Origin of the sequence: Pseudomonas marginalis (assembly GCF_024169655.1) — a bacterium.
Lineage (GTDB): Bacteria > Pseudomonadota > Gammaproteobacteria > Pseudomonadales > Pseudomonadaceae > Aquipseudomonas > Aquipseudomonas paraveronii.
The window spans coordinates 1,179,795-1,205,183 of record NZ_JALJWV010000001.1; the positions used below are offsets into that span (position 1 = coordinate 1,179,795).

The following is a 25,389-nucleotide window of genomic DNA, read 5'->3' on the forward strand; positions in this document are numbered from 1 at the left end:
TTTTCATGCGCGTGTTGCTGTTATTGGCCGCTCTACTGTTCGGCCTGCCGTCTTTTGCGGCTTCTCGATGTGATGTCAATGTCCCGACCCAAACGGTCGACCTGGCTCAGGTAAGCATCGCTTACCAGAGTATCGGCCGTGCGTCCGATCCGGCCTTGCTGCTGGTGATGGGCCTGGGCGGGCAACTGATCCACTGGCCGGATGAGGTCGTTGTTGCGCTGTGCCAGCAAGGTTTCCGGGTGATCCGCTACGACAACCGCGACGTCGGCCTGTCCACCTGGCGCCAGGCCCCGGCCAGCGCCAACCTGACCTTTGAAGTGCTGCGCTACAAACTCGGCCTGCCGGTGGCGGCGCCGTACACGCTGACCGACATGGCCGATGACGCCCTCGGCTTGATGGATGCGTTGCAGGTCCAGCAATTCCACGTCCTCGGCGCGAGCATGGGCGGCATGATTGCCCAGCACTTGGCCGCGATGGCGCCGCAGCGCGTGGAAAGCCTGACGCTGATCATGACCAGCTCCGGCGCCGAAGGCCTGCCGGCGCCGAATGCGGCGCTGGTGCAATTACTGTCGCGGCGCAGCGCCCCCAATCGTCAAGTGGCCCTGGAGCAACAGGCCGATTTGCTGGCCGCGCTGGGCAGCCCGAACGTCAAGGATGATCGTCAGGTGTTGCTGCACCAGGCGGCGCTGTCCTACGACCGCGCATTCAACCCCGACGGCGTGAAGCGCCAGATCATGGCGATCCTCGCCGAACCGAGCCGTGTGCCGTTGCTCAACCAATTGCGCGTGCCGACCCTGGTGGTGCATGGCACGGCTGACCCGTTGTTGCCGGTGATGCATGGTGTACACCTGGCCGCGCATATCCAGGGCAGCCAGTTGAAGCTGATTCCCGGACTGGCCCATCGTTTCCAGGAAGCGTTCAAGGCGCCATTGCTGGCGGCGGTGTTGCCGTACTTGCAAGCCCATCGCGAAGACGCCGCCCATTGGGCGCAGATTGAGCCCCAGGTCTCGGCGAAGGTGTTGTGACATTGGTGTATCGTGCAACCTTTGCGGCGCATTAATGCCAGCGAGGTTGCCTACCATGAGTACTGCCCTGAAAATCGATTTCGTCAGCGACGTGTCCTGCCCCTGGTGCGTCATCGGCTTGCGCGGCCTGACCGAAGCCCTCGACCAGCTCGGCAGCGAGGTGCAGGCCGAGATCCATTTCCAGCCGTTCGAACTGAACCCGAACATGCCCGCCGAAGGCCAGAACATCGTCGAGCACATCACCGAGAAATACGGCTCCACGGCCGAAGAGTCCCAGGCCAACCGTGCGCGTATCCGCGACATGGGCGCCGAGTTGGGCTTTGCGTTCCGCACCGACGGCCAGAGCCGTATCTACAACACTTTCGACGCCCATCGCCTGCTGCATTGGGCTGGGTTGGAAGGCTTGCAGTACAACCTCAAGGAAGCGCTGTTCAAGGCCTACTTCAGCGATGGCCAGGACCCGTCCGATCACGCGACCCTGGTGCGCATCGCCGAGAGCGTCGGCCTGGACCCACAGCGCGCCGCCGCGATTCTCACCACCGATGAATACGCCGCCGACGTGCGCGAGCAGGAACAGCTGTGGGTGTCCCGTGGCGTGAGTTCGGTGCCGACCATTGTGTTCAACGGCCAGTACGCCGTCAGCGGTGGCCAGCCGGTCGAAGCGTTTGTCGGGGCGATTCGCCAGATCATCCGCGAATCCCAATCCTGACGCGGGTCCCATGTGGGAGGGGCTTGCTCCCGATAGCAGTGTGTCAGCCAAAACATGCATGACTGATCCACCGCTATCGGGGGCAAGCCCCCTCCCACATGGGGGCTCATTGTCTTCAAGAGAGTCCCTGGCCCGTCCCTTGCATTGACCCCCTAAAGCCCATCCGCAATCCGGCTGGGTGCTGCCATTAGGGGTGAAACACTACCTTGAATATTCTTGACCTCGACCACAGCCTTACGGGCCAGGCGCCGATTGCCCGGCGTTTGGCCAGTGGTCATGCCACCCGTCTCGACTTGTTGGACCTGGGCCCGAAACTGCGCCTGTGGTCCACCGAAAAAACCTGGAAGCGCTTCACCGAACGCCTGGCGGCACGGCCCCGGCCCACGGATGCGCGGCCGGAAATCCTGTTTGTCGGCTCCGGCGATTATCACCACCTGACGCCGGCATTTCTCGCCGACCTGAAAGAACCCATCAGCCTGATCCACTTCGACAACCACCCCGACTGGGTCCGCTTTGCGCCCAAGCGTCACTGCGGTTCGTGGGTCAACCGCGCGCTGAAGATGCCGGCGGTCAAGCGCATCGTCACCCTTGGCCCGTGCAGCGATGACCTGCATAACCCGCAGTTGCGCGGCGGCAACCTCGGCGCCCTCAAGCGTGGGCAATTGCAGCTGTTCCCGTGGCAGCACCCGCCTTCGAAAGTCTGGGGCCGGGTCGGCGATGGCGCCGGCCACCAGCAGCAGGAAAACCACCTGTACTGGCGCAATCTGGCGGAGCTGGACTGGGCCGCATTCCTTGAGCAAATGATCACCAGCCTGCCCACCGAAGCCATCTGGATCACCATCGACAAAGACGTGCTGGCCAGCGAAGACGCGGCCACCAACTGGGACCAGGGCGGCATGCGCCTGAGCCATCTGCTCCAGGCTCTGCGGGCCTTGGCGGCGCGCAAGCGAATCATTGGCATCGACGTGTGCGGCGAGTTCGCCAAGCCCGTGTTCAGTAACGCCTTCAAGCGTTGGGAGGCCAAGTCCGACCAGCCGCCGGCCGAGCGCTGGAGCGCCGAGGACTTGCAGCGCAATGCCGCGACCAACGAAGCCCTGATCAACCTGTTTGAGGAGCTGTTTCCGTGACGTTGACCGTGGTGTTTCTGGTGGCCTTTTCCATCGTGCTCGATGTGGTCGGCCAGCTGTGTTTCAAGATGGGCCTGGACCGTTTGCCGGAGTTGGAGGGCGGCTTTCGCCTGAACGCCTTCTGGGGCCAGGTGTTCAATGCACCGTTGTTGTGGGCGGGGCTCGGGGCCTACGCCATTGAGTTTTTCGTCTGGCTTGAAGCCTTGTCCCGCGCGCCGCTGAGCCTGTTGTTTCCGGCGGCGGCCCTGGCTTATTGCGGGGTGGTGCTGGCGGGCAAGGTCGTGCTGGGGGAAACCGTCAGCCGCAGGCGTTGGATGGGCACGCTGGTGATTACCTTCGGCGTGATGTTAGTCGCGATTGGAGGGGGTCAGGCATGAGTACGCAGAATATCGACCAGGGCTGGTTGCACGAACGCCTTGGCACCGTGGTGCTGTGGGCGTTGCTGATCTGCACCGAGAGCGCCGGGCAGCTGTTTACCAAGGTCGCCGGGGACCAACTGGGGCAGATGGATTTCAACTGGCTGTGGTTGTCCGAAGTGGCGCGCAACCCGGGGATTCTGGCGGCGATTGCCAGTTACATCGGCGCGTTTTTCGTGTGGATGCTGATCCTGCGGCGCAGCAGCCTGTCCCTGGCGTTTCCGCTGAGTTCGCTGGTGTTTGTGGTGGTGTTGCTCGGTTCGTGGCTGGGGCTGGGGGAACACATCAGCCTGCTGCACTGGGTGGGCGTTGGGGTGATTATCGTCGGGATCGGGTTGTTGGCCGAAGGCGAAGAAAACTGAAAGTATCGCGATGAAATACTGGCTCCATGTGGGAGGGGGCAAGCCCCCTCCCACATGTTGAGCGATGTGCATCAGTCGAACTTGTAGCTGATCGCCGTCTGCACCTGGCCCTGGTTCACTTCGCCGGTCTGCTTGACGATGCTGCTGTCCGCCGCCGAACCCACCAGGTGTACCCAACTGGCACTGGTCAACAGCGACCATTTCGCCGCCAGGGGAAATTCGAAGCTCTGCGTTAACGTCAGGTTCTGGAAACCGCCGCCGGCGTTGTAGGGCCGGAAGCCCGAGGCGGCGGCTTCGCTGTCGCTCACGCCGAAAAACGTGTGGGTCTGGCGTGCGTCGGCAAAATGCGCCATTAGGCCGCTGCTGCCAATGATCCCGCCACCCAGCGGATAGCCCAACTCGCCGCCGACCTTGCCCAGCACGCCGCCTTGGCCCTGCGCGCCACCCACGGCGCGGCCCAGTTGGGCATAGACCCGCCAGAAGTCGGCCGGCGCGTACTGCACGAACCCGCCGACCTCGGCCATGCTCGACACTTCGCGCAACCCCGACAACGCGCCGTTGGCCGTGCGGCCCGAGAGGTAGTTGAGGTACGGGCCGGCGCTGAAACCGTTGGCTTTCAGCGCGCTCCAGGTCAGGCCGTCATCGGTGCCGAGGCTGACGTTGCCCCAGTCCAGGTCGAGGTACGGAATGGCCGCGGTTTCATAGCGGCTGCCGGTGGGTTCCTTGGGCTGGTAGCTGACACCCGCACCTGCTTCACCGGTGATGCCGTCGGCCTGCGCGGCTTGTGAAACGCTCCCCAGCCCCAGTAATCCGGCGAATACAGCGCAGGTGATCCTGAACATGGTCACAGTTCCTTGATTGACTATGCGCGCATGAACGCGCAAAGCGCGGCGTTGGCGCAAGCACTCATCTTGTTTGTAGCAAGCTACAAAAAATGTAGCTCCCACGACACAAAATCCTCTGACATCCGCGCGAAGCCCCAGCCCCATTGGGTGCTGGCCAGTTGGCACAGTCCCTGCTCTAGCACCTTTTGCAAGCGCACACAGCGCGCTCCTCCTCAAGGTAAACGCAGATGATCCACTGGCATATCGTGTGTGACTTCGACGGGACCATTACCCCCACCGATGTCATCGACAACGTCCTCCAACGCTTCGCCGGCCCCGAGTGGGAAACCATCGAGCAGGAATGGCTGGACGGGCATATCGGTTCACGCGAATGCCTGAGCCGCCAACTGGCGCTGATCAAGGCCACACCCGCTGAACTGCTGGCCTATTTCGACAGCGTCGAGATCGACCCGGACTTCCCCGATTTCGTCGATCACGTCATCGGCCTCGGTGCGTCCATCGAAGTGGTCAGCGACGGTATCGAGCAAGGCATCGCGCGGATTCTGTCGCGCAACTACGTGAGCTTGCTGCCGATCCTCGCCAACCGCCTGCGTCAGGTCGACCAGAACAGCTGGCGCATTGATTTCCCGTATGCCAGCGATGCCTGCCGCGCCGCTTCCGGCAACTGCAAGTGCAAATCCACCCCGCGTAACAAGCGCGTGCTGGTGATCGGCGACGGTAAGTCCGACATGTGCGTGGCCTCCACCGCCGACTTCGTTTTCGCCAAGGGCAGCCTCGCCCAGTACTGCGAGGCCAACCACATCCCGCATGCGCGCTTCGACACCTTCGCCGAAGTGAGCGCATTGCTGGCCAGGCTGCCACAGGGCATCGCTGCCAACGCCACCACCTTTGCTGCTACTGACCTCTCTATTGAAAATCAGGAACTCTTCCACCATGTCTGATATCCGCATCGCGAGCGCCGAAGACCAGATTCTTCTGGATAAAGAAGCCAAATACTGCTCCTACGGCGACACCGTTCACTACATCGAGCCACCGCGTATTTTCAGCCGTTGCAAAGGCTCCTACGTGTGGGACACCGAAGACCAGGCCTACCTCGACCTGCAAATGTGGTACTCGGCGGTCAACTTCGGCTATGCCAACCCGCGCTTGAACAATGCGCTGAAACAGCAGATCGACACCCTGCCGCAAATCGCCAGCCAGTACCTGCACAAAGGCAAGATCGAGCTGTCGGAAATGATCGCGGTCGACGCCAAGAAGAAATTCGGCCTCGACGGTCGCGTTCACTTCAACGTCGGCGGTTCGCAGTCCATCGAAGACTCGCTGAAAGTGGTGCGTAACGCTACCAACGGCAAGAGCCTGATGTTCGCCTTCGAAGGCGGCTACCACGGGCGCACCCTCGGCGCCTCGTCGATCACCTCCAGCTACCGCTACCGTCGCCGCTACGGCCACTTCGGCGAGCGTGCGCAGTTCATCCCGTTCCCGTACCACTTCCGCGGCCCTAAAGGCATGACCAAGGAAGAATACGGCAGCCATTGCGTGCAGCAATTCGCGCGCCTGTTCGAGACTGAATACAACGGCGTGTGGGACCCGAAAGTCGGCCAGAGTGAATACGCCGCGTTCTACGTCGAGCCGATCCAGGGCACCGGCGGCTACGTGATCCCGCCGATGAACTTCTACCGCGAGCTCAAGCAGGTGCTGGACCAGCACGGCATCCTGATGGTGTCCGACGAAATCCAGATGGGCTTCTACCGCACCGGCAAGTTGTGGTCGATCGAGCACTTCGACGTACAACCCGACGTGATCGTGTTCGGCAAGGCGCTGACCAACGGCCTCAACCCGCTGGGCGGCATCTGGGCCCGTGAAGAACTGATCAACCCGAAAATCTTCCCGCCAGGTTCGACCCACTCCACCTTCGCCTCCAACCCGTTGGGTACGGCGGTAGGTCTGGAAATGTTCAAAATGACCAACGAAGTCGACTACGGCGCAATGGTCATGGCCAAGGGCAAGTTCTTCCTGGAAGGCCTGCAGGACCTGCAGAAACGCTTCCCGATCATCGGCGACGTCGACGGTCTGGGCCTGGCCCTGCGCTGCGAAATCTGCGGCCCGGATGGTTTCACGCCAGACAAGGCGACCCTGGACTACATGGTCGAAGAAGGCATGAAGGGCGACATGGTCGTGGACGGGCGCAAACTCGGCCTGATCCTCGACGTGGGCGGCTACTACAAGAATGTGATCACCCTGGCGCCGTCCCTGGAAATCAGCTACCCGGAAATCGAGCTGGGCCTGAAGCTGCTCGAGCAACTGCTGGTGCGAGCGACTAAACGGTGAGCAACGTCGGGATCGACCTCGGTGAGGGTGATGCCGGCTTCGTTCTCGGTGAAGGGCCGGTCGGCATCCTGTTGATCCACGGCCTGACAGGCACGCCGACGGAACTGCGCCAGGTCGCCAAGGGCCTGGCCAAGGTGGGTAATTGCACGGTGTACGTGCCCACCCTGGCCGGGCACTGCGGCGACAACAGCGACCTGCAGGCCACCGGCTGGCTGGACTGGTACGAAGGGGTGCGTAAAACCTTCGTCCAGGTCCGTCAGCGCCATGAACAGGTGTTTGTCGGCGGTTTGTCGATGGGCGCGGTGATGTCGATGTACCTGGCCTCGGAACATCCGGGCCAGGTCGCCGGGCTGCTGATGTATTCGACCACCTTGAAATACGACGGCTGGAGCATCAACAAGCTGGCGTTCCTCACGCCGTTGTTGATGAAAATCCCGTTCGGCGTGCATATCTGTCGCTTCGAAGAGAAGCCGCCCTACGGCATCAAGAACGAACGCCTGCGGGCAATCGTCGAGCGGCAGATGAAGGAAGGGCAGAGCAGCGAGGCCGGTCTGTTGACCATGGAAGGCATCACCGTGCGCGAGTTGCACCGGATGAACGCCGTGGTCAAGAAGCGCATGCCTCAGGTGAGGGTGCCGGCGCTGGTACTGCATTCGATTGAGGACGATATCACCAGTCGCTGGAACGCCGATTACGTGGAACGCCACCTCGGCGGGCCGGTGACCAAGGTCCTGCTGGACAACTGCTACCACATGATCACTGTCGACCTGCAATACCGCCGGGTGATCGAGTTGAGTGCCGAGTTTGTCGAGCTGCACGCCGGTCTTTTCAGATCCAAACAGGCTGATGGGGGAGCTGTAGCGCTTAAGCGAGGCGGCGATGCAGGTGTCGCGGTTTATCCGTTACACCGAGGTGATGCCATCACCGCCTCGCAGGGGCTCGAAAGCTCACACAGTTGATCGGCGGCTTGCGATAGAAATAAGGGAAACATGTGATTACCACCCAAGCCTTCCCGACCATCCGGGACATTCGGCGCAGTGCCTGGAACGACTGTTTTCCCGGAGCGTTGGAGGACTGGGACTACTACGTCGCCGTGGAAAACGCCGCCATCGACGATTTTCAATGGCGCTACCTGGCGGTATTTGAAGACGGAGCGCTGGTGGCCGTGGCCGCCGCGTTCATCACCCATTACCGCCTCGACACCACGGTGTCGGGCGCCGGCAAGCGCTTGACCGCACGCCTGGAGCGACTGTGGCCGGGTGTTTTGCAGGTGGGGTTGTACGCCATCGGTTCGCCGGTGGCCGAGCGTTGCGACGCCGGGTTTGCCAGTAGCGTGCCTGAGGGGCACCGCCCGCGGTTGCTCAAACACCTGCTGCTGGCGGCGCGCCAGGACGCCGATGAGTTCGGCATCGGCCTGGTGGCGGTCAAGGATGCGCCGACGCAGGACCGGCACTGGGCCGACAGTTGCCGCGTGTCAGGCTTTCAAAGCATGCCGAGTTTGCCCACGGGCGTATTGCCGCTGCCTTACGGCTCGGTGGACGCCTACCTGGGCTCGCTGGGCAAATCCACACGCAAGGACTTGCGTCGCAAACTGCGTGCGCCTGGCCCACGGGTGGAGTGGCGGCGCAACATCGACGATGTGCTGCCCGAGGTCATGCGCCTGTATGAATCCACGTTGACCCGTGCCGAACTGCAGTTCGAACGCCTGCCCGCCAGCTACTTCACCGGCGTACTTGAACGCCTTGAACAGCGCGCGGTCTGTGCTCTTTACTGGGTGGACGAGCACTTGGTGGCGTTCAACCTGATGCTGGTGGACGAGCATCGGCTGGTCGACAAGTTCTTCGGGCACGACGTGGAGTTTACCCGTGACTACAACCTCTACTTCCGCAGTTGGTTAACCAATGTCGACTACTGTATCCAACACAATATTGCGCTGTATGAGTGCGGACAGGCCGGGTATGCCAGTAAGCTGCGGCTGGGGTGCGAGTTTGAGGGCAACAGCCTGTTCTTCCGCCACCGTAACCGGCTGGTCAACGGCCTGCTCAGACTCGCGAAAATGTTTCTTCGACCGGATCGTTCCGACCCTGCCATGGCTGCTGTGATAAGCGAAACCCGATGATCACCAAGACCCGCCAAAAAGCCCGCCCCTTTGCCATTTCGCGCTGGAGCGTCCAGCGCAAGCTGGTGCTGGCGTTCTGGCTGGTCAGTGTGATTCCGACCATGATCGCGGCCGAGCTGGCCGCCACCACGTTGTCGCAGATTTTCGACAGCAACGTGCGTATCTGGCTGCAGGAGTCGACCAAGATCGTCAAGGACGAGATCGGCGACATCCTGCATGACAACGCGCGCATGGCGCAATTGTTCCTGCGCTACACCGGCCCGGCCTCCAATCGGCAGGCGGCCAAACACGACAGGCTCACCGCCGATATCGCCCAAGCCACGGATATCGACGTGGTGGCACTGATTCGCAGCAGTGATCACAAAGTGGTGTTCAGCACCGCGCCCGATGACATCGTCAAGCAGATCAACCTGACCAGCAACGCCGCATTGCAGACCGTCCAACTGGCGGGGGTGAGTACCGGTATCGTGGTCTCGACCTTCGAGACCAGCCAGGAAAACGTTGACTACGTGCTGCTGGTGGCCACCTACCTGGACAGCAGTTTCCTCACCAGCGTGGCTGATGTGCATTCCCTCGACCTGCGCCTGTACCTGGCCAATCCCGGTGGTTTTTCGGAAATTTTCTCGACCCAGCGCTTCAAGGATCACCCCTCGCACATCCCGAAAAACATCGAAACCGCGATGCGCAGCACCAAGCAGCCCAGCGAACAATTCACCAACGACTACAGCGGTTTGTACTGGCCGATCTTCAACGATGGCGGCGAGCTGCAAGGCGTGATCTTCAGCGGCCTGCTGCGGCATACCAGCCTGGTAGGGCTGGTGAACCAGAGCAACCTGTTCGTGCTGATTTTCCTGGTTAGCTCGGCACTGTCCCTGGCGGCGGGGCTGCTGGTGTCGCGGCGCTTGACCCAGCCGTTGCGCGATCTGTCCCAGGGTGTGAGCGCGGTGATCTCGGGCAATTATGCGCACCGTGTGGTGGTCAGCGGCGGCGATGAACTGGCGCAATTGAGCAGCACCTTCAACCATATGACCGAGCGGCTGGGCGAGTTGCATCACCTCGAAGCCCAACTGCGCCGACGCGACCGCCTGCACGCCCTGGGTGAAGTCGCCATGGGCCTGGCCCACGAAATCCGTAACCCGCTGGGCATCATCAAGACAGCCACCCAACTGCTGCACCGTCGCGCCGACTTACCGGAAGCCGACAAGCGCCACCTGGAATACGTGATCAGCGAAGTCAGCCGGATCAACGACCTGATCACCGAGTTTCTCGACTTCGCCAAACCCAACCCGCCGTTGCGTGTGTTGCTGCCGGCTCGCGCGCTGGTGGACGAAATTCTGGGTTTCTGCGGCCCCGAGCTGGCCAGCCACAACATCGATGCGCACATCGACGACCAGGCGCCCGGCGCGACCATCTACGCCGATGCCAAGCAACTCAAGCAGGCCTGCCTTAACCTGATTCTCAACGCCATCGATGCCATGCCTGAAGGCGGCCGCCTGACCCTGGGCATTCGTTCGGTGGGCGACAATACGGTCATCAGCATCGCCGACACCGGCCAGGGTATTGCGGCGGATATGATCGAGCGCATCTTCACGCCGTTCGTCACCACCAAGGCCTCCGGCACCGGCCTGGGCCTGGCCAAAGTCTATTCGATCATGGAAAGTCACGACGGCAGCATCGAATGTGCCAGCGAGAATGATGCCGGCGCCACGTTCAGCCTGTACATTCCGGCGATTGGCGAAGACGATGAGGACAGTCATGACGCATAACATATTGGTGGTCGACGACGAGCCCAAGCTCTGTGACCTGCTGTCGTCGGCCCTCAGCCAGAACGGCATCCAGGTATTCACTGCGGGGAACGGCCTGCATGCGCTCAAAGTGCTGGAGCAGGAAGACATCGACCTGGTGATCAGTGACTGGCGCATGCCGGGCATGGACGGGCCGGCACTGCTGGCCGAGATCAAGGTGCGCTGTCCCCAGGTGCCGGTGATCGTGATGACCGCCTACAGCACGGTGAAAAACGCCGTGCAGTCGATGCGTAACGGCGCCTATGACTACATCGCCAAGCCGTTCGATATCGACGAGCTGGACATCACCGTGGCCAAGGCCCTGCAGTTTCGCGACATCATGCGCGACAACGCACGCATGCGCGCCGAGCTGGACGAGCAGGCGCAGTTCGACAGCCTGGTGGGCGACAGCCCGGCGTTTCGCAAGGTGCTGCAGGCGGTGGATTCGGTGCGCGACAGCAGTGCAACGATCCTGCTGACCGGCGAAAGCGGCACCGGCAAGGAAATGGTCGCCCGCGCCATCCACAAGCACGGCAGCCGGGCCGACAAGCCATTCGTGGCGGTCAATTGCGCGGCGATCCCCGAAGGGCTGCTCGAAAGCGAAATGTTCGGCCACCGCAAGGGCGCCTTCACCGGCGCCGTGGCCGACCGGGTCGGGCGCTTTATGCAGGCCGACAAGGGCACGCTGTTTCTCGACGAAGTGGGTGACATGCCGCTGGCGCTGCAGGCCAAGATTCTGCGCGCCTTGCAGGAGCGGGTGATCGAGCCGGTGGGCGACCCCCGCGAGCGCAAGGTGGACGTGCGGGTGATCGCCGCCACCAACAAGAACCTGCTGGACGCGGTGGCCAACAAGGAGTTTCGCGAGGACTTGTATTACCGCCTCAACGTGTTCCCGATCCCGCTGCCGCCCTTGCGCGAGCGCGTGGAAGACATCGCGCCCCTGGCCCGGCACTTCGCCCAGACCCTCAGCGCCACCGCCGGCAAACGCATCACCGGTTTCAGCCCAGAGGCCTTGCAGGCCATGACGGCGTATCACTGGCCGGGCAATATCCGCGAGCTGCAGAATTGCGTGGAGCGCGCGACCATCGTGGCGTCGTCGCCTGTGATCGAAGATATCGACCTGCCGGGTTATCTGTTCGCGTCGAAGCCCCGCGAGGGCGGTGTGACGGCGATCCTCAGCGACGGGCCGGGCATTCCCCAGGACCTGGATGCGGCGCTGGCGGAGGTGGAGAAAGCCTACATCCAGGCGGCGTTGCTGGAGAGCAATGGCGTACAGGCGGCCGCAGCGGCGAAGATCGGAATTTCCGAGCGCAGCTTCTGGTATCGCCTGAAAAAGCTGGGGATTCAGATCGACAAAATAGTCCGCTGAGTTGCCTGGCACAGCACTGTTCTAGATGTGGGAGGGGGCTTGCCCCCTCTCACATTTGGATTGTGGTGTGTCAGGTCTGCAGGCGTACCCAGACGCTGACCAGAACAGTCGCTGCCATCAACCACGCTACCGCTGCTACGGCTAAAGAGGCCTCTAGCCGCAGGCGGTCGACCATCACGTAGAGCGTCGCCAGGTACACAAAGTACGGAATGATCGACCACATCCCGAACAGGATGGTGGTCTTCAAGTCGTCCACCGAGCGGCCCTTGCCGACGATGTAATGGGCGATCAGTGCAAAGGTCGGAAATAGCGGCACCAGCCCGGCGATGTAGTAATTGCGGGTCTTGGCCAACGCGGCCAATATCAACACCACCGCCGCGCCCAGGGCGGCCTTCAATACCAGATCCACACGCAGCTCCCTAGTGGCTTAAACCGTATTTCTTGACCTTGTCGAACAGGGTGGTCTTGGCCATTCCCAGTTCCTGGCTGGCCTGTGTCAGGTTGCCGCCGCTGCGTTGCAGGGCGTCGTTGAGCAGGTTGCGTTCGAAGGCTTCCACCGCCTCGGTGAAGGCCACGCCCTGGCTACCGCTGCTGGCGCCGCTTTTCTTGAAGGCCGGCAGGCCCAGGGCGAAGCGTTCGGCGACGTTGCGCAGTTCACGCACGTTGCCCGGCCAGTCGTGGCTCATCAGGTTGGACAAGGTCTGGTTGTCGAGGTCAGGCACGCTGCGGTCGAAGCGCAGGGATGACTGCTGCAGGAAGTGTTCGAACAGTTGCAGGATGTCTTCGCGGCGCTCGCGCAGGGGCGGCAGTTCCAGGGTCACGACGTTGAGGCGGTAGTACAGGTCGCTACGGAACTGGCTGGCGCGGCTCAATTCGTCGAGGTCGGACTTGGTGGCGGCGATCACCCGGCAATCCACCGCCACGCTCTGGTTCGAGCCCAGGCGTTCCAGGGTGCGTTCCTGCAACACGCGCAGCAGCTTGATCTGCAGGTTGATCGGCATGCTTTCCACTTCATCGAGAAACAGCGTGCCTTCGTGGGCGTGTTCGATCTTGCCGATCCGCCGTTTGCCGGCGCCGGTAAAGGCGTTGGCTTCGTGGCCGAAAATCTCGCTTTCGAACAGGTTTTCCGGCAAGCCGCCGCAGTTCAGTGCGACGAACGGGTGGTCGTGGCGTCGGCTGAAATCATGCAGGCAACGCGCGACCAGTTCCTTGCCGGTGCCGGTCTCGCCTTCGATCAGCACGTTGGCCGAAGTATCGGCGACGTTGGCGATCAAATCGCGCAAGTTCTGCATTGCTGGCGAGCGGCCGATGATGCGCCCTTCCAGGGAATCGCGCTCGGCCAACTGGCGGCGCAGCGACCAGACTTCCCGCGCCAGCCCGCGTTGTTCCAGGGCGCGGCGCGCCACTTCGACCAGGCGTTCGGGGGAGAAGGGTTTCTCCATGAAGTCATAGGCGCCGTTGCGCATGGCGCCGACCGCCATGGAAATATCGCCGTGCCCGGTAATCAATACCACCGGCAGGCTTTTATCCAGGCTCTTGAGGCGGGTGAGCAGTTCCAGGCCGTCGATACCCGGCAGGCGGATATCGCTGATGACGATACCGGCAAAGTTCTCGCCGATGCGGTTGAGTGCCTCTTCGGCGCTGCCCACGCCAACGCTGGGGATGTCTTCCAGTGCCAGGGCCTGCTGGCAGCCGAGCAGCACATGGGGGTCGTCTTCGACGATCAGGACGGTGAGGTCAGGGTTTTTTTCTACGTTCATGACGACTCAGCTTTTTGAGCGCCCACCAGTGGCAGGCTCAGGACAAAGGCAGTACCACCGCCGACGGGGTGCTCCACGGCGAGGTTGCCGCCGGTGGCTGCGGCCAGGCTGGCGGACAACGTGAGGCCAAGGCCCAGGCCTTGCTCGCCGGGTTTGGTGGTGAAGAACGGTTCGAATAGATGCTTGCGCGCCTCGGGGTCGATGCCATGGCCATTGTCGCGCACCTGCAGGCGGTACTTGCCATCGGCTTCATGGCCTTCCAGCCACAGCTCCGGCGCCGATTGTGCTTGCATGGCATCGAGGGCGTTGCCGATCAGGTTGACCAGGATCTGCTCCAGGCGCGTCTGGTCGATCTGCAATTGGGCCGGGGCAAAGTCGCGGTGCAGCGTCAGCGGCAGGCTGTCGAGGCGCGCGCCGAGCACTTGGAACGCTGCATCCACGGCCTTGCCCAGGCTGGCTTCGCCCTGGTCGTCGCCGCGTCGCGCGAAGGAGCGCAGGCTGGCGGTGATGCGGCCCATGCGGTCGATCAATTCGTTGATGGTCTTGAGGTTGGCGCTGGCGGTATCCAGGGCACCGCGCTCCAGGAAGCGCACGGTATTGCCGGACAAGGTGCGCAGCGCGGCCAGGGGTTGGTTCAATTCGTGGGCGATGCTGGTGGACATCTGGCCGATGGCCGCCAGCTTGCCCGCCTGCACCAGCTCATCCTGGGCGCGGCGCAGGGTTTCCTCGGCCTGGCGGCGCTCGCGAATCTGCCCCTTGAGGCGCTCGTTGCTGGCGCGCAGGTCGGCGGTGCGTTCGGCAATCCGCCGTTCCAGTTGGCTGTTGGCTTCCTGCAAGGCTTCCCGGGCGGCGAGGCGGGTGGCGATGACTTTGCGTCGTTCGTTCCAGGCAATCAGCAGGAACGCGACCAGGCCAAAGGCGACGGCCACCAGGATGCCCTGGTTGATCGCCGCCCGGCGCAGGTCGTTGAGCGGGGTGAGCAGGGTGAAATTCCACGGTGTGTCGCTCAGGGGCCGGGTCTGCGCCAGGTAGCTGACTTCGCGCTCGTCGGCCACCACTTCGCTGTTGGCCGGAAAGGTCAGTTTTTCCGTACCCTCGTTGAGGCGCTCGCGGGCCAGGGGCTCCAGCTCGTTCAGCGTCGCCCAGTAATATTGCAGGCTGTGTGCCAGGCGGTCCTTGGTCTCGTCGCTCAGGGGGCGCACGGCTTTGAGGCGGCGGGCCGGGTCGCTGGAGAGGATGATGATGCCATTCTCGTCGCTGACAAACGCTTCGAGACGCGCGCGTTTCCAGCGATCTTCCAAGGCTTCGAGGCGGACCTTGACCACGGCGACGCCGATGATCTTGCCGTGTTCTTCCAGGCCATGGGCCAGGTAGTAACCGGGTTCGCCGTTGGTGCTGCCGATGCCATAGAACCGCCCGGGCTGGCCGCGCACGGCGTTTTGGAAATAGGCGCGGAAGGACAGGTCTTCACCCTGGTAACTGTCGGCATCGCGCCAGTTACTGGTGGCCAGCACACGGCCGGTGGTATCCATCACATAGATGGCCCGACTGCGGCTGCGCCGGTTCAGGCCTTCGAGGTAGTCGTTGACGGTCTTGCGGGTGTCCTGGTTCGGCTCGGCCAGCAGCGCGGACACGCTGGATTCCAGTTCCAGCAGGCTGGGCAGGTAGGTGTATTTGCTCAGCTCGCTTTCGACGGTGCGGGCATGCAGCTCCAACTGGCGTTCGCCGGTATCGCTGAGGGTGCGGATGCCATAGTACTCACTGATCCAGAAGCCGATGTAACCCAAGCCGATCATCAGGGCGATGGTCAACGGCGGCAGGAACAGTTGGCGAATCAGACGAGGCTTCACGGCAAGTGATGGCGGCGCGGCGCGATAGAGGTTGGGGTCGCATTTCATCACAGATGCCTTGGGTCAGCTACCGCTCACCCCTTCCTGTAGGAGCGAGCTTGTTCTCGCGAAAAAACCAAGGGCACCGCGTTCATCCAGGATGTGCGCGTCATCGTTGCCGTTTTTCGCGAGCAAGCTCGCTCCTACAGGAGGAGCAAGCTGTGGCTTTTTTAGTGCTGCAGGATTTTCTCGAGGAAGTGCTGCGCGCGTTCGGAGCGGGCGCTGATGTCGCCGAAGAACTCTTCTTTCGGGCAGTCCTCGATGATCTTGCCGGCGTCCATGAAGATCACGCGGTCGGCCACTTTGCGGGCGAAGCCCATTTCGTGGGTCACGCACATCATGGTCATGCCTTCCTGGGCCAGTTGCACCATCACGTCCAGCACTTCGTTGACCATTTCCGGGTCGAGGGCCGAGGTCGGTTCGTCGAACAGCATGACGATCGGGTCCATGGCCAGGGCGCGGGCAATCGCCACACGTTGCTGCTGACCACCGGAAAGCTGGCCAGGGTGCTTGTGGGCGTGCGCCGACAGGCCGACGCGTTCAAGCAGTTGCAGGCCCTTTTTGGTGGCTTCTTCCTTGCTGCGGCCGAGCACCTTGATCTGCGCGATGGTCAGGTTTTCGGTGATGGTCAGGTGCGGGAACAGCTCGAAGTGCTGGAACACCATGCCGACGCGCGAACGCAGTTTCGGCAGGTTGGTCTTCGGGTCGGCGATGGACGTGCCGTCGACGATCACGTCGCCTTTCTGGAACGGTTCCAGCGCGTTGACGCACTTGATCAGGGTGGATTTACCCGAGCCAGACGGCCCGCACACCACGATCACTTCGCCTTTTTTAACCTCGGTGCTGCAATCGGTCAGCACCTGGAAGTCGCCATACCACTTGTTGATGTTCTTGATAGAGATCATACGGCAAACCTTTTTTGCAGACGCTTGACCAGCAGCGAGGCGGAAAAGCTGATGATGAAGTAGACGACACCGGCGAAGATCAGGAACTCATTGGAGCGGCCGATGATGTCGCCGTTGGAGCGGGCGGAGTTGAGGAAGTCCACCAGGCCCACGGTGTAGACCAGCGAGGTGTCCTGGAACAGGATGATGCTCTGTTGCAGCAGCAACGGGGTCATCTTGCGGAACGCCTGGGGCAGGATGATCAGACGCATGGTCTGGCCATACGTCATGCCCATCGCCTGTGCGGCCGCCATCTGGCCCTTGGGGATCGACTGCACGCCGGCCCGCACGATTTCACAGAAGTACGCGGCCTCGAACATCATGAAGGCCACGACGCAGGAAGTGAATGCACCGATCGGCGTGTCTTCGCCGGTGATCCAGCGCAGCACGAAGGGCACCGCCAGGTAGAACCAGGTGATGACCAGCAGCAACGGAATCGAGCGGAAGTAGTTCACGTAGGCGCCGGCCAGGCGCGATAGCAGCTTGCTGGACGACAGGCGCATCAACGCCAGGATCGTGCCGAGGACAATACCGCCGACCACGCCCATGACCATCAACTGCAAGGTCATGACCATGCCGTTCCACAGGCCGGGGATCGCGGGGATGATGCCGCTGAAATCGAGTTCCATTATTTACCCCCCACGGAGATCAGGCCGGGCACGGCGACTTTCTTCTCGACCAGGCGCATCAGCAACATCAGGCTCATGTTCAGGGTGAAGTAGATCAGCGTGGCCAGGGTGAAGGCTTCAAACAGGTTGGCCGAGAATTCGGCGGTCTGCTTGGTTTGCGCCAGCAATTCCATCAAACCGATCAAGGACGCCACGGAGGAGTTCTTGAACACGTTGAGGAATTCCGAGGTGAGCGGCGGAATGATGATCCGGTAGGCCTGGGGCAGCAGCACGTTCCAGTAGATCTGCGGCAGCTTGAAACCCATGGCGCGAGCGGCGGCTTCCTGGCCACGCGGCAGCGCCTGGATGCCGGTGCGTACTTGCTCACAGACACGGGCGGCGGTGAACAGGCCCAGGCACACGACAACGCTCAGGTAGGCCGAGGTGGTCGGGTTCAGGTCTTGCTTGTACCAGTCCTGCAGGTTTTGCGGCAGCAGGTCGGGTATCAGGAAGTACCAGATGAACAGCTGCACCAGCAGCGGCACGTTACGAAACAGTTCCACGTAGCAGGTCGCGATGCCCGATACGAGGCGGTTTGGCACGGTGCGCATGACCCCCAGAATGGAGCCCAGCAGCAAGGCGATAATCCATGCCACGACGGCGATGGCAATGGTCCAGCCCAGGCCGGCGATGTACCAGTCGAGATAAGTCTCGCTGCCAACGCCAGTGGACTTGAAGAACACGCCCCAGTCCCAGTTGTAATTCATTAGGGTCTCCCCTCGAGATCGATCGATGTACAAGCACCCGCTTGGGGAAAATCCATTCCCGCCTGACGGTGAACGCCAGGCACACGCGATCGGCTCGAAAACCGCCCGGTCGAGTGTTCCAAAATAAAGCCAGCAGGTAGTAACAGACGCCTGAGGGAGGGTTGGCTCCCTCAGGAGATAAGGTTAGTCAGGATTTAGATCTTTACTTCCGGAGCCGGCTTGTCGGTCGGGTTCTTGATCAGTGCCTTGACCTTGTCGCTCATTGGGAAGCTCAGGTTCAGGCCTTTGGGTGGGATCGGGCTTTCGAACCACTTGCTGTAGATCTTGTTGATTTCGCCGGATTTGTACAGGCCAACGATGGCGTCATCCACGGCTTTCTTGAAGGCAGGGTCATCTTTGCGAACCATGCAGGCGTAGGCTTCAAAGGACTGTGGAGTGCCGGTAATGACCCAGTCATTCGGCTTCTTGGCCTTGGCTTCTTCACCGGCCAGCAGGGCGTCGTCCATCATGAAGGCAACGGCGCGGCCGCTTTCCAGCATCTGGAAGGACTCGCCGTGGTCTTTGGCGGAGATGACGTTCATGCCCATCTGCTTGTCGGCGTTCATCGCCTTGATGATGCGCTCGGACGTGGTGCCGGCGGTGGTCACGACGTTCTTGCCTTTCAGGTCGGCGAAGTCGCTATAGGACGGCTTGCCATCCTTGTCTTTCTTGACCAGCAGGCGGGTGCCGATTTCGAAGATGTTGGTGGTGAACGCGACTTGCTGGGCGCGTTCGGCGTTGTTGGTGGTGGAACCGCACTCGATGTCCACGGTGCCGTTCTGCACCAGCGGGATACGGGTCTGCGAAGTGACCAGGTTGTACTTGGCCTGCAGTTGAGGTTTGTTCAGGTCTTTTTTCAGGGCTTCGACGATAGCCAACTGAATGTCGTGGGAGTAGCCCACCGGTTTGCCCGAACCATCCGCGATGTAGGAAAACGGGATGGAGCTGTCGCGGTGCCCGAGGGTGATGGTGCCAGAGTCGTTGATTTTCTTCAGCGTGCCGGTGAGTTCGGCAGCGAAAACTGGAGTGCTGATCAGAGCGGCAGCGATAGCTGCGCCCAAGATATGGGGAACGATGCGCATCAATACTTCCTCGACATTTGTTTTTTTTATGAAGCCGGTTAAGCGGCTCTCTTATACAGCGAATGCCCATGACGGCTCCTGAGGCATCTCAGGCAATCGTCCTGAAGTGTAGAGCATGAGTCGTGCCAGACCATGAATAAAGTACTAACTATATGATTTATATAGGTATTAACTTTGTGTGGCGGAATATTTATAACGGCTGGGTCCGGCAAACCGAATCAGGCATTGAGTGGCGTTCGGAAAACCGAATGGGCGAGCCGATATAACAAAGCCCCTGGACCTTACGGCGCAGGGGCTTTTGTGAGAGCGGTCTGTCAGGCCGCCTGGATCTTGCTGCGGCTCAATTCAACCTTGGACAGGTAACGCTGCACGTTGGCCTGTTCTTCCGGGGTGGTGGACAGGCCGAGCTTGGTGCGGCGCCACAGCACGTCCTCGGGCTGGGTCGCCCATTCTTCGGTACACAGGTAGTCGACTTCGCGGGTGTACAGACCGCCACCGAGGTGGTCGCCGAGGTCGGCCAGCGATTGCACGCCTTCCAGCAGGCGCCAGGTGCGGCTGCCGTAGGTGGTGGACCAGCGGCGCGCGATGTCGCTTGGCACCCAGTCGAACCGGGCGCGGATAGCCGCAGCCAGGGCTTCTGGCGTGCTCATGTCTTCGCCGCCCGGCAGGCTGGCGGTGGCGGTCCAGCTTGGGCGCATGTGGGTGAAATAAGGCGCCAGGTGGGCCATCGCCGACTCGGCGAGCTTGCGGTAGGTGGTCAGTTTGCCGCCGAACACCGACAGGATCGGCGCCTCGCCAGTGCCGCCGGAGAGCGACAGGGTGTAGTCGCGGGTGATGGCCGACGGGTTGTCTGACTCGTCGTTGCACAGCGGGCGCACGCCGGAGTAGGTGTGGACGATGTCATCGCGGCTCAGTTGCTTCTTGAAGTGAGCGTTGACCACCTTGAGCATGTAGTCGGTTTCACCTTCGGTAATCGCCACTTTCGCCGGATCGCCGGTGTATTCGCGGTCGGTGGTGCCGATGATGGTCAGGTGGTCCAGGTATGGAATCGTGAAAACGATGCGCTGGTCTTCGTTCTGCAGGATATGCGCGTGGGCGCCTTCGTAGAGTCTTGGCACGATCAGGTGGCTGCCCTGGATCAGACGGATGCCGTAGGGCGAATCCAGCTTCAAGTCTTCCTTGATGAACTTGGCGACCCACGGCCCGGCGGCGTTCACCAGCGCCTTGGCGCGGATCGAGAACAGGCTGCCGTCGGCGCGTTCCATGTTCATTTCCCACAGGCCCTTGCTGCGATGCGCGCTGACGCACCGGGTCTGGGTATGGATGTGTGCGCCTTTTTCGCGGGCGGCCATGGCATTGAGTACCACCAGGCGTGCGTCATCGACCCAGCAGTCGGAATATTCGAAGCCTTTGGTGATTTCGCTTTTCAGCGGGCTATCGGGGCCGAACTTGAGGCTTTTCGAACCGGCGAGTTTTTCGCGCTTGCCCAGGTGGTCATATAGGAACAGGCCTGCGCGGATCATCCACGCAGGCCGCAGGTGCGGGCGGTGCGGCAACACGAAGCGCATCTGCTTGACGATGTGCGGGGCCTTGGCCAGCAGCACTTCGCGTTCGGCCAGGGCTTCGCGCACCAGGCGGAATTCGTAATGTTCGAGGTAACGCAGGCCACCGTGGATCAACTTGCTGCTGGCGGAGGACGTGTGGCTGGCCAAGTCGTCCTTTTCGCAAAGGAATACCGACAAACCGCGACCGGCTGCGTCTGCTGCAATGCCGACGCCATTGATCCCGCCACCGATCACGGCAACGTCATAGACTTCGGCAAGCGGTGGAGCAGGCAAGGTAGAAGGGTTCATCGGCTGGCCTCGTGATCTTTTCGTATTGGAATTCGAACATTAATGTTCATTTTCGAAAATGGTAGCTGATAAACGCGCCTACAGCCACCCGAATTCGATTGAAAAAACTCATCGAAGGGTGAGGAAAGGAAAATTTGTGAACATGTGCCTGGGGAAGGCTCAAGGAAATGGGGGTTGGATCAATCGCTATCGGGGGCAAGCCCCCTCCCACATTTGAATGGGTTCACACATCAAAGTGTGGGAGGGGGCTTGCCCCCGATAGCGTCAGTGCAGGCGCTAGACGACTTCCAGCCGAACCTTATGCTGGTTCAACAACTGCACCAACGCCGGCACCGGCTGCTGGTCTGTCACCAGGCAGTCCACCAGGCTGATCGGCCCCAGGCGAATCATGGCATTGCGCCCGAATTTGCTCGAGTCGGCCGCCAGAATCACCTTGCGCGCATTGGCGATGATCGCCTGGGAAACCCGCACCTCCTGGTAGTCGAAGTCGAGCAGGCTGCCGTCTTCATCGATGCCGCTGATGCCGACCAGGGCGAAATCGACCTTGAACTGGTTGATAAAGTCGACGCTGGCCTGGCCCACCACGCCGCCATCACGCCGCACATTGCCGCCGGTCAGCAGCACGTCAAAGTCGTCCTTGGCGCTGAGCATGGTGGCGACGTTGAGGTTGTTGGTGATGATTTTCAGGTGATTGTGGTTGAGCAACGCACGGGCGATGGATTCGGTGGTGGTGCCGATGTTGATGAACAGCGAGGCGTGGTCGGGGATTTGTGCGGCGATCGCTTCGCCGATGCGCTGTTTCTCGTCGCGCATCTGGTCGGCCCGCATGGCGTATGCGGTGTTTTCGACGCTGGAATCATAAGCCGCGCCGCCGTGGTAGCGGCGCAACAGATTGGCGTCCGCCAACTGGTTGATATCGCGGCGGATGGTTTGTGGGGTGACAACGAACAACTGCGCCATTTCCTCGATACTGACGTAGCCGCGTTCGCGGACCAGTTCGAGGATTTGTTGCTGGCGGGGAGGCAGATTCATGGGGCGTCCTTTGGGCTGCCATACAAAAGTGGCCCATGATGACGCAGGAATCTGCTCCCTGCCAGTTACAACCCTAAGTGGTTCCGGCGGATGGCTTATTCAGCGCCTTCGTGAGGTTCCCAATCACGGGTGCGGCTCACCGCTTTTTGCCAGCCGGCGTAGAGTTTCTCCTTGGCCGTTTCTTCGAGCTGGGGTTCGAAGAAGCGCTCGATTACCGCCTTGCCACGCAATTCCTCCAGGCTGCCCCAGAAGCCGCAGGCCAGGCCTGCCAGGTAGGCGGCGCCGAGTGCTGTGGTTTCGCGCATTTGCGGGCGCTCGACCTGGGTGCCGAGGATGTCGGCCTGGAACTGCATCAGGAAGTTGTTGGCCACCGCACCGCCGTCCACGCGCAGGGATTTGAGGCGTTCGCCGGAATCCTGCTGCATGGCGTCCAATACGTCGCGGGTCTGGTAGGCAATCGACTCCAGGGCTGCGCGAATAATGTGATCCACGCGCACGCCACGGGTCAGGCCGAACAGTGCGCCACGGGCATACGGGTCCCAATACGGCGCGCCCAGGCCGGTGAACGCGGGCACCAGGTACACGCCGTTGCTGTCCTTGACCTTGCCGGCGAAGTATTCGGTGTCATGGGCGTCGTTGATGATTTTCAGCTCGTCGCGCAGCCACTGTACGGTGGAGCCACCGTTGAACACAGCGCCTTCCAGGGCGTAGGCCACTTCGCCACGCGGGCCGCAGGCGATGGTGGTGAGCATGCCGTGCTTGGATTTCACCGCTTTGTCGCCGGTGTTCATCAACAGGAAACAGCCGGTGCCGTAGGTGTTCTTGGCCTGGCCCGGTTCCACGCACATCTGGCCGAACAGCGCCGCTTGCTGGTCACCGGCGATGCCGCCGATGGCAATGCCGCTTTTGGTGCGGCCGTAGATTTCCGACGAAGATTTTACTTCTGGCAGCATTTCGCGCGGCACGTCGAGGATGTCCAGCATCTTCGCGTCCCACTCCAGGGTGTGGATGTTGAAGAGCATGGTGCGCGAGGCGTTGGTGTAGTCGGTGACGTGGGTCTTGCCGCCGGTAAATTTCCAGATCAGCCAACTGTCGATGGTGCCGAACAGCAGCTCGCCGTTGCGCGCACGTTCGCGGCTGCCTTCGACGTTATCGAGAATCCACTTGAGCTTGGTGCCGGAGAAGTACGGGTCGGTGACCAGGCCGGTGGTGTCGCTGATGTATTGCTCGTGGCCATCACGCTTGAGCTGCTGGCAGATTTCGGTGCTGCGGCGGCACTGCCAAACGATGGCGTTGTAGATCGGGCGGCCGGTGACTTTATCCCAGACCACGGTGGTTTCACGCTGATTGGTGATGCCGATGGCGGCGACTTGGTCATGGTGCAGGCCGGCTTGGGCCAGGGCTTCGACCATCACCGCGCTCTGGGTGGCGAAGATCTCCATCGGGTCATGTTCGACCCAGCCCGCTTGTGGGTAATGCTGGACGAATTCACGCTGGGCGGTACAGACCACGTTAGCGTCGCGATCGAAGATGATTGCCCGGGAACTGGTGGTGCCCTGATCAAGGGCAATGATGTAGTTCTTATTCTGAATGTCGGTCATGTCGATTGCCTTGGACGAGAAATAAGGATTGGTAAGCTGCCTGGGCCACGAAGGGGCAGGGTGGACCAGGCTGGCTATCAGGAAATACGGGTGTTGCCGTTGACGGCACTTTCTTCAGTTTCGGCGGCAGTGGGCGCGGCGCTTGGCAGATGACGGGCAATCAGCCCGCGATACGCTGCGGCACCCAGGCATGCGCCGACAATCGGTGCGAAAATCGGCACCAGGAAGTAGGGAATATCGCGCCCGCCAGTAAAGGCCATTTCACCCCAACCGGCGAAAAAGGTCATCAGCTTGGGCCCGAAATCCCGCGCAGGGTTCATTGCAAAGCCGGTCAGCGGGCCCATGGCGCTGCCAATCACCGCGATCAGCAAGCCGATCAGCAGCGGCGCCAGCGGGCCGCGTGGCAGGCCGTTGTTATCGTCGGTCAGGGCCATGATCACGCCCATCAGGATCGCAGTGATGACCATTTCCACCAGGAAGGCCTGGGCTGTGCTCAACAGTGCATGGGGGTAGGTCGAGAAGACCGAGGCCAATTCCAGGCTGGCCTGGGTGCCGCGCACCAGATGGTGGGTTTGTTCGTAATCGAAAAACAGGTTGCTGTAGAGCGTGTACACCAACGCCGCGGAGCAGAAGGCACCGGCGACCTGGGCGAGGATATAGAAGGGCAGTTTGCGCTTGTCGAAATCGGCAAAAATACACAGGGCAATGCTGACCGCCGGGTTGAGATGAGCCCCGGAGATGCCTGCGGTCAGGTAGATCGCCATGCTGACGCCGATCCCCCAGATGATACTGATTTCCCACAGGCCAAAGCTGGCCCCCGCGACCTTGAGCGCAGCGACACAGCCTGTACCGAAGAAGATCAGAAGTGCAGTCCCCAGGAATTCGGCCATGCATTGGCTCGAAAGTGAAGGCTGTTGAAGAGCAGTTGTCATGGAAAACCTCAATTTGTTGTTCTTGTCTGGCGTCTGGCCTCAACGGGCCTTGCGCGTTGTTCACCGTGTCGAGGATCCCCATCCCGGGCGCGGCTTACTGCTGGAATTCTGCGGGTGTATTCCTACAGTATTCGGAAACGAAAAAATATAGACAAGAATGACGCCTGTCAAAGGTCGAAAGTGAACCATTGGTCATTTTCGAACTATAGGTTTGATGAATGATCACGCTCGCCACGGTAAGTATTGCCGGGAGTGAGGGGCGTACTAGAGCGTTTTGTGTGGGCTTGGCCTAGAATTGGCCATCCGTTTGCCACGCCAGGAGTGTCCATGACCCCCGCATTGGATTTGTTGAAAAAAGTTCGCGCCGAACATCGCATCCACAGTTATGAACACGATCCCAAGGCGGCGTCGTATGGCCTGGAGGCCGCGGAAAAGTTGGGTCTCGACCCGGCGCAAGTGTTCAAGACCTTACTGGCGAGCAGCGAGAAGGGCGAATTATTGGTGGCGGTGGTGCCGGTCGTCGGAAGTCTGGACTTAAAAGCCTTGGCCCATGCCGCTGGCGTGAAAAAAGTCGAGATGGCCGACCCGGCGGCAGCGCAGCGTTCCACCGGCTATCTGTTGGGCGGGATTAGCCCGTTGGGGCAGAAAAAGCGTTTGCGGACCTTTATCGATAGTACGGCGCAGCCGTTCCCGACGATTTTTGTCAGCGCCGGGAGAAGGGGGCTGGAAGTGGAATTGTCCGCTGCGGTCCTGGCCGAGCAGACCCAGGCCAAATTCGCGTCGATCGGGCGGGCCTGA

General features: G+C 61.3%; 24 protein-coding genes. 12 read left to right on the top strand and 12 right to left on the bottom strand.

Going from position 1 to position 25,389, the window contains the following annotated elements; genetic code table 11:
* Positions 1–5 precede the first annotated feature (5 nt).
* The 5 genes from J2Y83_RS05140 to J2Y83_RS05160 all read left to right on the top strand — a co-directional run bounded on the left by J2Y83_RS05140 (position 6) and on the right by J2Y83_RS05160 (position 3,639).
* Complete coding sequence (locus tag J2Y83_RS05140; RefSeq protein ID WP_253393582.1) at positions 6–1,025, top strand: alpha/beta fold hydrolase; 1,020 nt, start codon at positions 6–8, stop codon at positions 1,023–1,025.
* A gap of 55 nt (positions 1,026–1,080) precedes the next feature.
* Positions 1,081–1,734 carry a DsbA family oxidoreductase gene (locus J2Y83_RS05145; RefSeq protein ID WP_253393584.1) on the top strand — a complete coding sequence of 218 codons (654 nt, stop codon included), beginning with the start codon at positions 1,081–1,083 and terminating at the stop codon, positions 1,732–1,734.
* Positions 1,735–1,940: 206 nt separating this feature from the next.
* Complete coding sequence (locus tag J2Y83_RS05150) at positions 1,941–2,861, top strand: arginase (RefSeq protein ID WP_253393586.1); 921 nt, start codon at positions 1,941–1,943, stop codon at positions 2,859–2,861.
* The gene (locus J2Y83_RS05155; RefSeq protein WP_253393587.1) at positions 2,858–3,238 is read left to right on the top strand and encodes a transporter; all 381 of its coding nucleotides are present in this window, start codon (positions 2,858–2,860) and stop codon (positions 3,236–3,238) included. Before J2Y83_RS05150 ends, J2Y83_RS05155 begins: the two co-directional genes overlap by 4 nt.
* Positions 3,235–3,639, top strand: coding sequence for an EamA family transporter (locus J2Y83_RS05160; RefSeq protein WP_253393588.1), 405 nt, complete (start codon positions 3,235–3,237; stop codon positions 3,637–3,639). The genes J2Y83_RS05155 and J2Y83_RS05160 overlap by 4 nt, the downstream gene beginning before the upstream one ends.
* A gap of 71 nt (positions 3,640–3,710) precedes the next feature.
* Here J2Y83_RS05160 and J2Y83_RS05165 read toward each other — a convergent pair whose 3' ends face one another.
* A complete protein-coding gene (locus tag J2Y83_RS05165) occupies positions 3,711–4,481 on the bottom strand; it encodes a MipA/OmpV family protein (protein WP_253393589.1) in 771 nt (256 codons plus the stop codon).
* Positions 4,482–4,711: 230 nt separating this feature from the next.
* Here J2Y83_RS05165 and J2Y83_RS05170 point away from each other — a divergent pair, with 230 nt between their 5' ends.
* Genes J2Y83_RS05170 through J2Y83_RS05195 form a run of 6 tightly spaced genes read left to right on the top strand, consistent with a single transcriptional unit; the run spans position 4,712 to position 12,084 of the window.
* The gene (locus tag J2Y83_RS05170; protein ID WP_253393590.1) at positions 4,712–5,425 is read left to right on the top strand and encodes an MtnX-like HAD-IB family phosphatase; all 714 of its coding nucleotides are present in this window, start codon (positions 4,712–4,714) and stop codon (positions 5,423–5,425) included.
* Positions 5,418–6,812 carry an aspartate aminotransferase family protein gene (locus J2Y83_RS05175; RefSeq protein ID WP_253393591.1) on the top strand — a complete coding sequence of 465 codons (1,395 nt, stop codon included), beginning with the start codon at positions 5,418–5,420 and terminating at the stop codon, positions 6,810–6,812. Before J2Y83_RS05170 ends, J2Y83_RS05175 begins: the two co-directional genes overlap by 8 nt.
* The gene (locus tag J2Y83_RS05180; RefSeq protein WP_253393592.1) at positions 6,809–7,771 is read left to right on the top strand and encodes an alpha/beta hydrolase; all 963 of its coding nucleotides are present in this window, start codon (positions 6,809–6,811) and stop codon (positions 7,769–7,771) included. Before J2Y83_RS05175 ends, J2Y83_RS05180 begins: the two co-directional genes overlap by 4 nt.
* A gap of 32 nt (positions 7,772–7,803) precedes the next feature.
* The gene (locus J2Y83_RS05185; RefSeq protein ID WP_253393594.1) at positions 7,804–8,931 is read left to right on the top strand and encodes a GNAT family N-acetyltransferase; all 1,128 of its coding nucleotides are present in this window, start codon (positions 7,804–7,806) and stop codon (positions 8,929–8,931) included.
* Positions 8,928–10,697, top strand: a complete 1,770-nt coding sequence (locus J2Y83_RS05190) for a sensor histidine kinase (RefSeq protein ID WP_253393596.1) — start codon at positions 8,928–8,930, stop codon at positions 10,695–10,697. The genes J2Y83_RS05185 and J2Y83_RS05190 overlap by 4 nt, the downstream gene beginning before the upstream one ends.
* On the top strand, positions 10,687–12,084 hold the full coding sequence (locus J2Y83_RS05195; RefSeq protein WP_253393598.1) for a sigma-54-dependent transcriptional regulator: 1,398 nt from the start codon (positions 10,687–10,689) through the stop codon (positions 12,082–12,084). The genes J2Y83_RS05190 and J2Y83_RS05195 overlap by 11 nt, the downstream gene beginning before the upstream one ends.
* 70 nt (positions 12,085–12,154) lie before the next feature.
* Here J2Y83_RS05195 and J2Y83_RS05200 read toward each other — a convergent pair whose 3' ends face one another.
* The 11 genes from J2Y83_RS05200 to J2Y83_RS05250 all read right to left on the bottom strand — a co-directional run bounded on the left by J2Y83_RS05200 (position 12,155) and on the right by J2Y83_RS05250 (position 24,591).
* Positions 12,155–12,493 (bottom strand): GlpM family protein, encoded by a 339-nt coding sequence (locus J2Y83_RS05200; protein ID WP_253393600.1) that lies wholly within the window; start codon positions 12,491–12,493, stop codon positions 12,155–12,157.
* A gap of 10 nt (positions 12,494–12,503) precedes the next feature.
* On the bottom strand, positions 12,504–13,844 hold the full coding sequence (locus J2Y83_RS05205; protein ID WP_301294898.1) for a sigma-54-dependent transcriptional regulator: 1,341 nt from the start codon (positions 13,842–13,844) through the stop codon (positions 12,504–12,506).
* The gene (locus J2Y83_RS05210; protein WP_253393602.1) at positions 13,841–15,742 is read right to left on the bottom strand and encodes a sensor histidine kinase; all 1,902 of its coding nucleotides are present in this window, start codon (positions 15,740–15,742) and stop codon (positions 13,841–13,843) included. The genes J2Y83_RS05205 and J2Y83_RS05210 overlap by 4 nt, the downstream gene beginning before the upstream one ends.
* A 161-nt stretch (positions 15,743–15,903) precedes the next feature.
* A complete protein-coding gene (locus tag J2Y83_RS05215) occupies positions 15,904–16,638 on the bottom strand; it encodes an amino acid ABC transporter ATP-binding protein (protein WP_065926530.1) in 735 nt (244 codons plus the stop codon).
* Positions 16,635–17,306: an amino acid ABC transporter permease gene (locus J2Y83_RS05220; RefSeq protein ID WP_253393604.1), complete on the bottom strand. Its 672-nt coding sequence runs from the start codon at positions 17,304–17,306 to the stop codon at positions 16,635–16,637. Before J2Y83_RS05220 ends, J2Y83_RS05215 begins: the two co-directional genes overlap by 4 nt.
* A complete protein-coding gene (locus tag J2Y83_RS05225) occupies positions 17,306–18,052 on the bottom strand; it encodes an amino acid ABC transporter permease (RefSeq protein ID WP_247396318.1) in 747 nt (248 codons plus the stop codon). Before J2Y83_RS05225 ends, J2Y83_RS05220 begins: the two co-directional genes overlap by 1 nt.
* A 194-nt stretch (positions 18,053–18,246) precedes the next feature.
* The gene (locus J2Y83_RS05230; protein ID WP_253393606.1) at positions 18,247–19,173 is read right to left on the bottom strand and encodes a glutamate/aspartate ABC transporter substrate-binding protein; all 927 of its coding nucleotides are present in this window, start codon (positions 19,171–19,173) and stop codon (positions 18,247–18,249) included.
* Between the two features lie 314 nt (positions 19,174–19,487).
* Positions 19,488–21,026, bottom strand: coding sequence for a glycerol-3-phosphate dehydrogenase (glpD, locus tag J2Y83_RS05235; protein ID WP_253393608.1), 1,539 nt, complete (start codon positions 21,024–21,026; stop codon positions 19,488–19,490).
* Positions 21,027–21,302: 276 nt separating this feature from the next.
* Entirely contained in the window at positions 21,303–22,058 is a 756-nt protein-coding gene (locus J2Y83_RS05240; protein WP_247396312.1) for a DeoR/GlpR family transcriptional regulator, read from the bottom strand.
* A 95-nt stretch (positions 22,059–22,153) separates the two neighbouring features.
* A complete protein-coding gene (glpK, locus tag J2Y83_RS05245; protein WP_247396310.1) occupies positions 22,154–23,659 on the bottom strand; it encodes a glycerol kinase GlpK in 1,506 nt (501 codons plus the stop codon).
* A 77-nt stretch (positions 23,660–23,736) separates the two neighbouring features.
* Positions 23,737–24,591 (bottom strand): MIP/aquaporin family protein, encoded by an 855-nt coding sequence (locus J2Y83_RS05250; RefSeq protein ID WP_253393610.1) that lies wholly within the window; start codon positions 24,589–24,591, stop codon positions 23,737–23,739.
* 327 nt (positions 24,592–24,918) lie between these two features.
* Here J2Y83_RS05250 and ybaK point away from each other — a divergent pair, with 327 nt between their 5' ends.
* Positions 24,919–25,389: a Cys-tRNA(Pro) deacylase gene (ybaK, locus tag J2Y83_RS05255; protein ID WP_253393612.1), complete on the top strand. Its 471-nt coding sequence runs from the start codon at positions 24,919–24,921 to the stop codon at positions 25,387–25,389.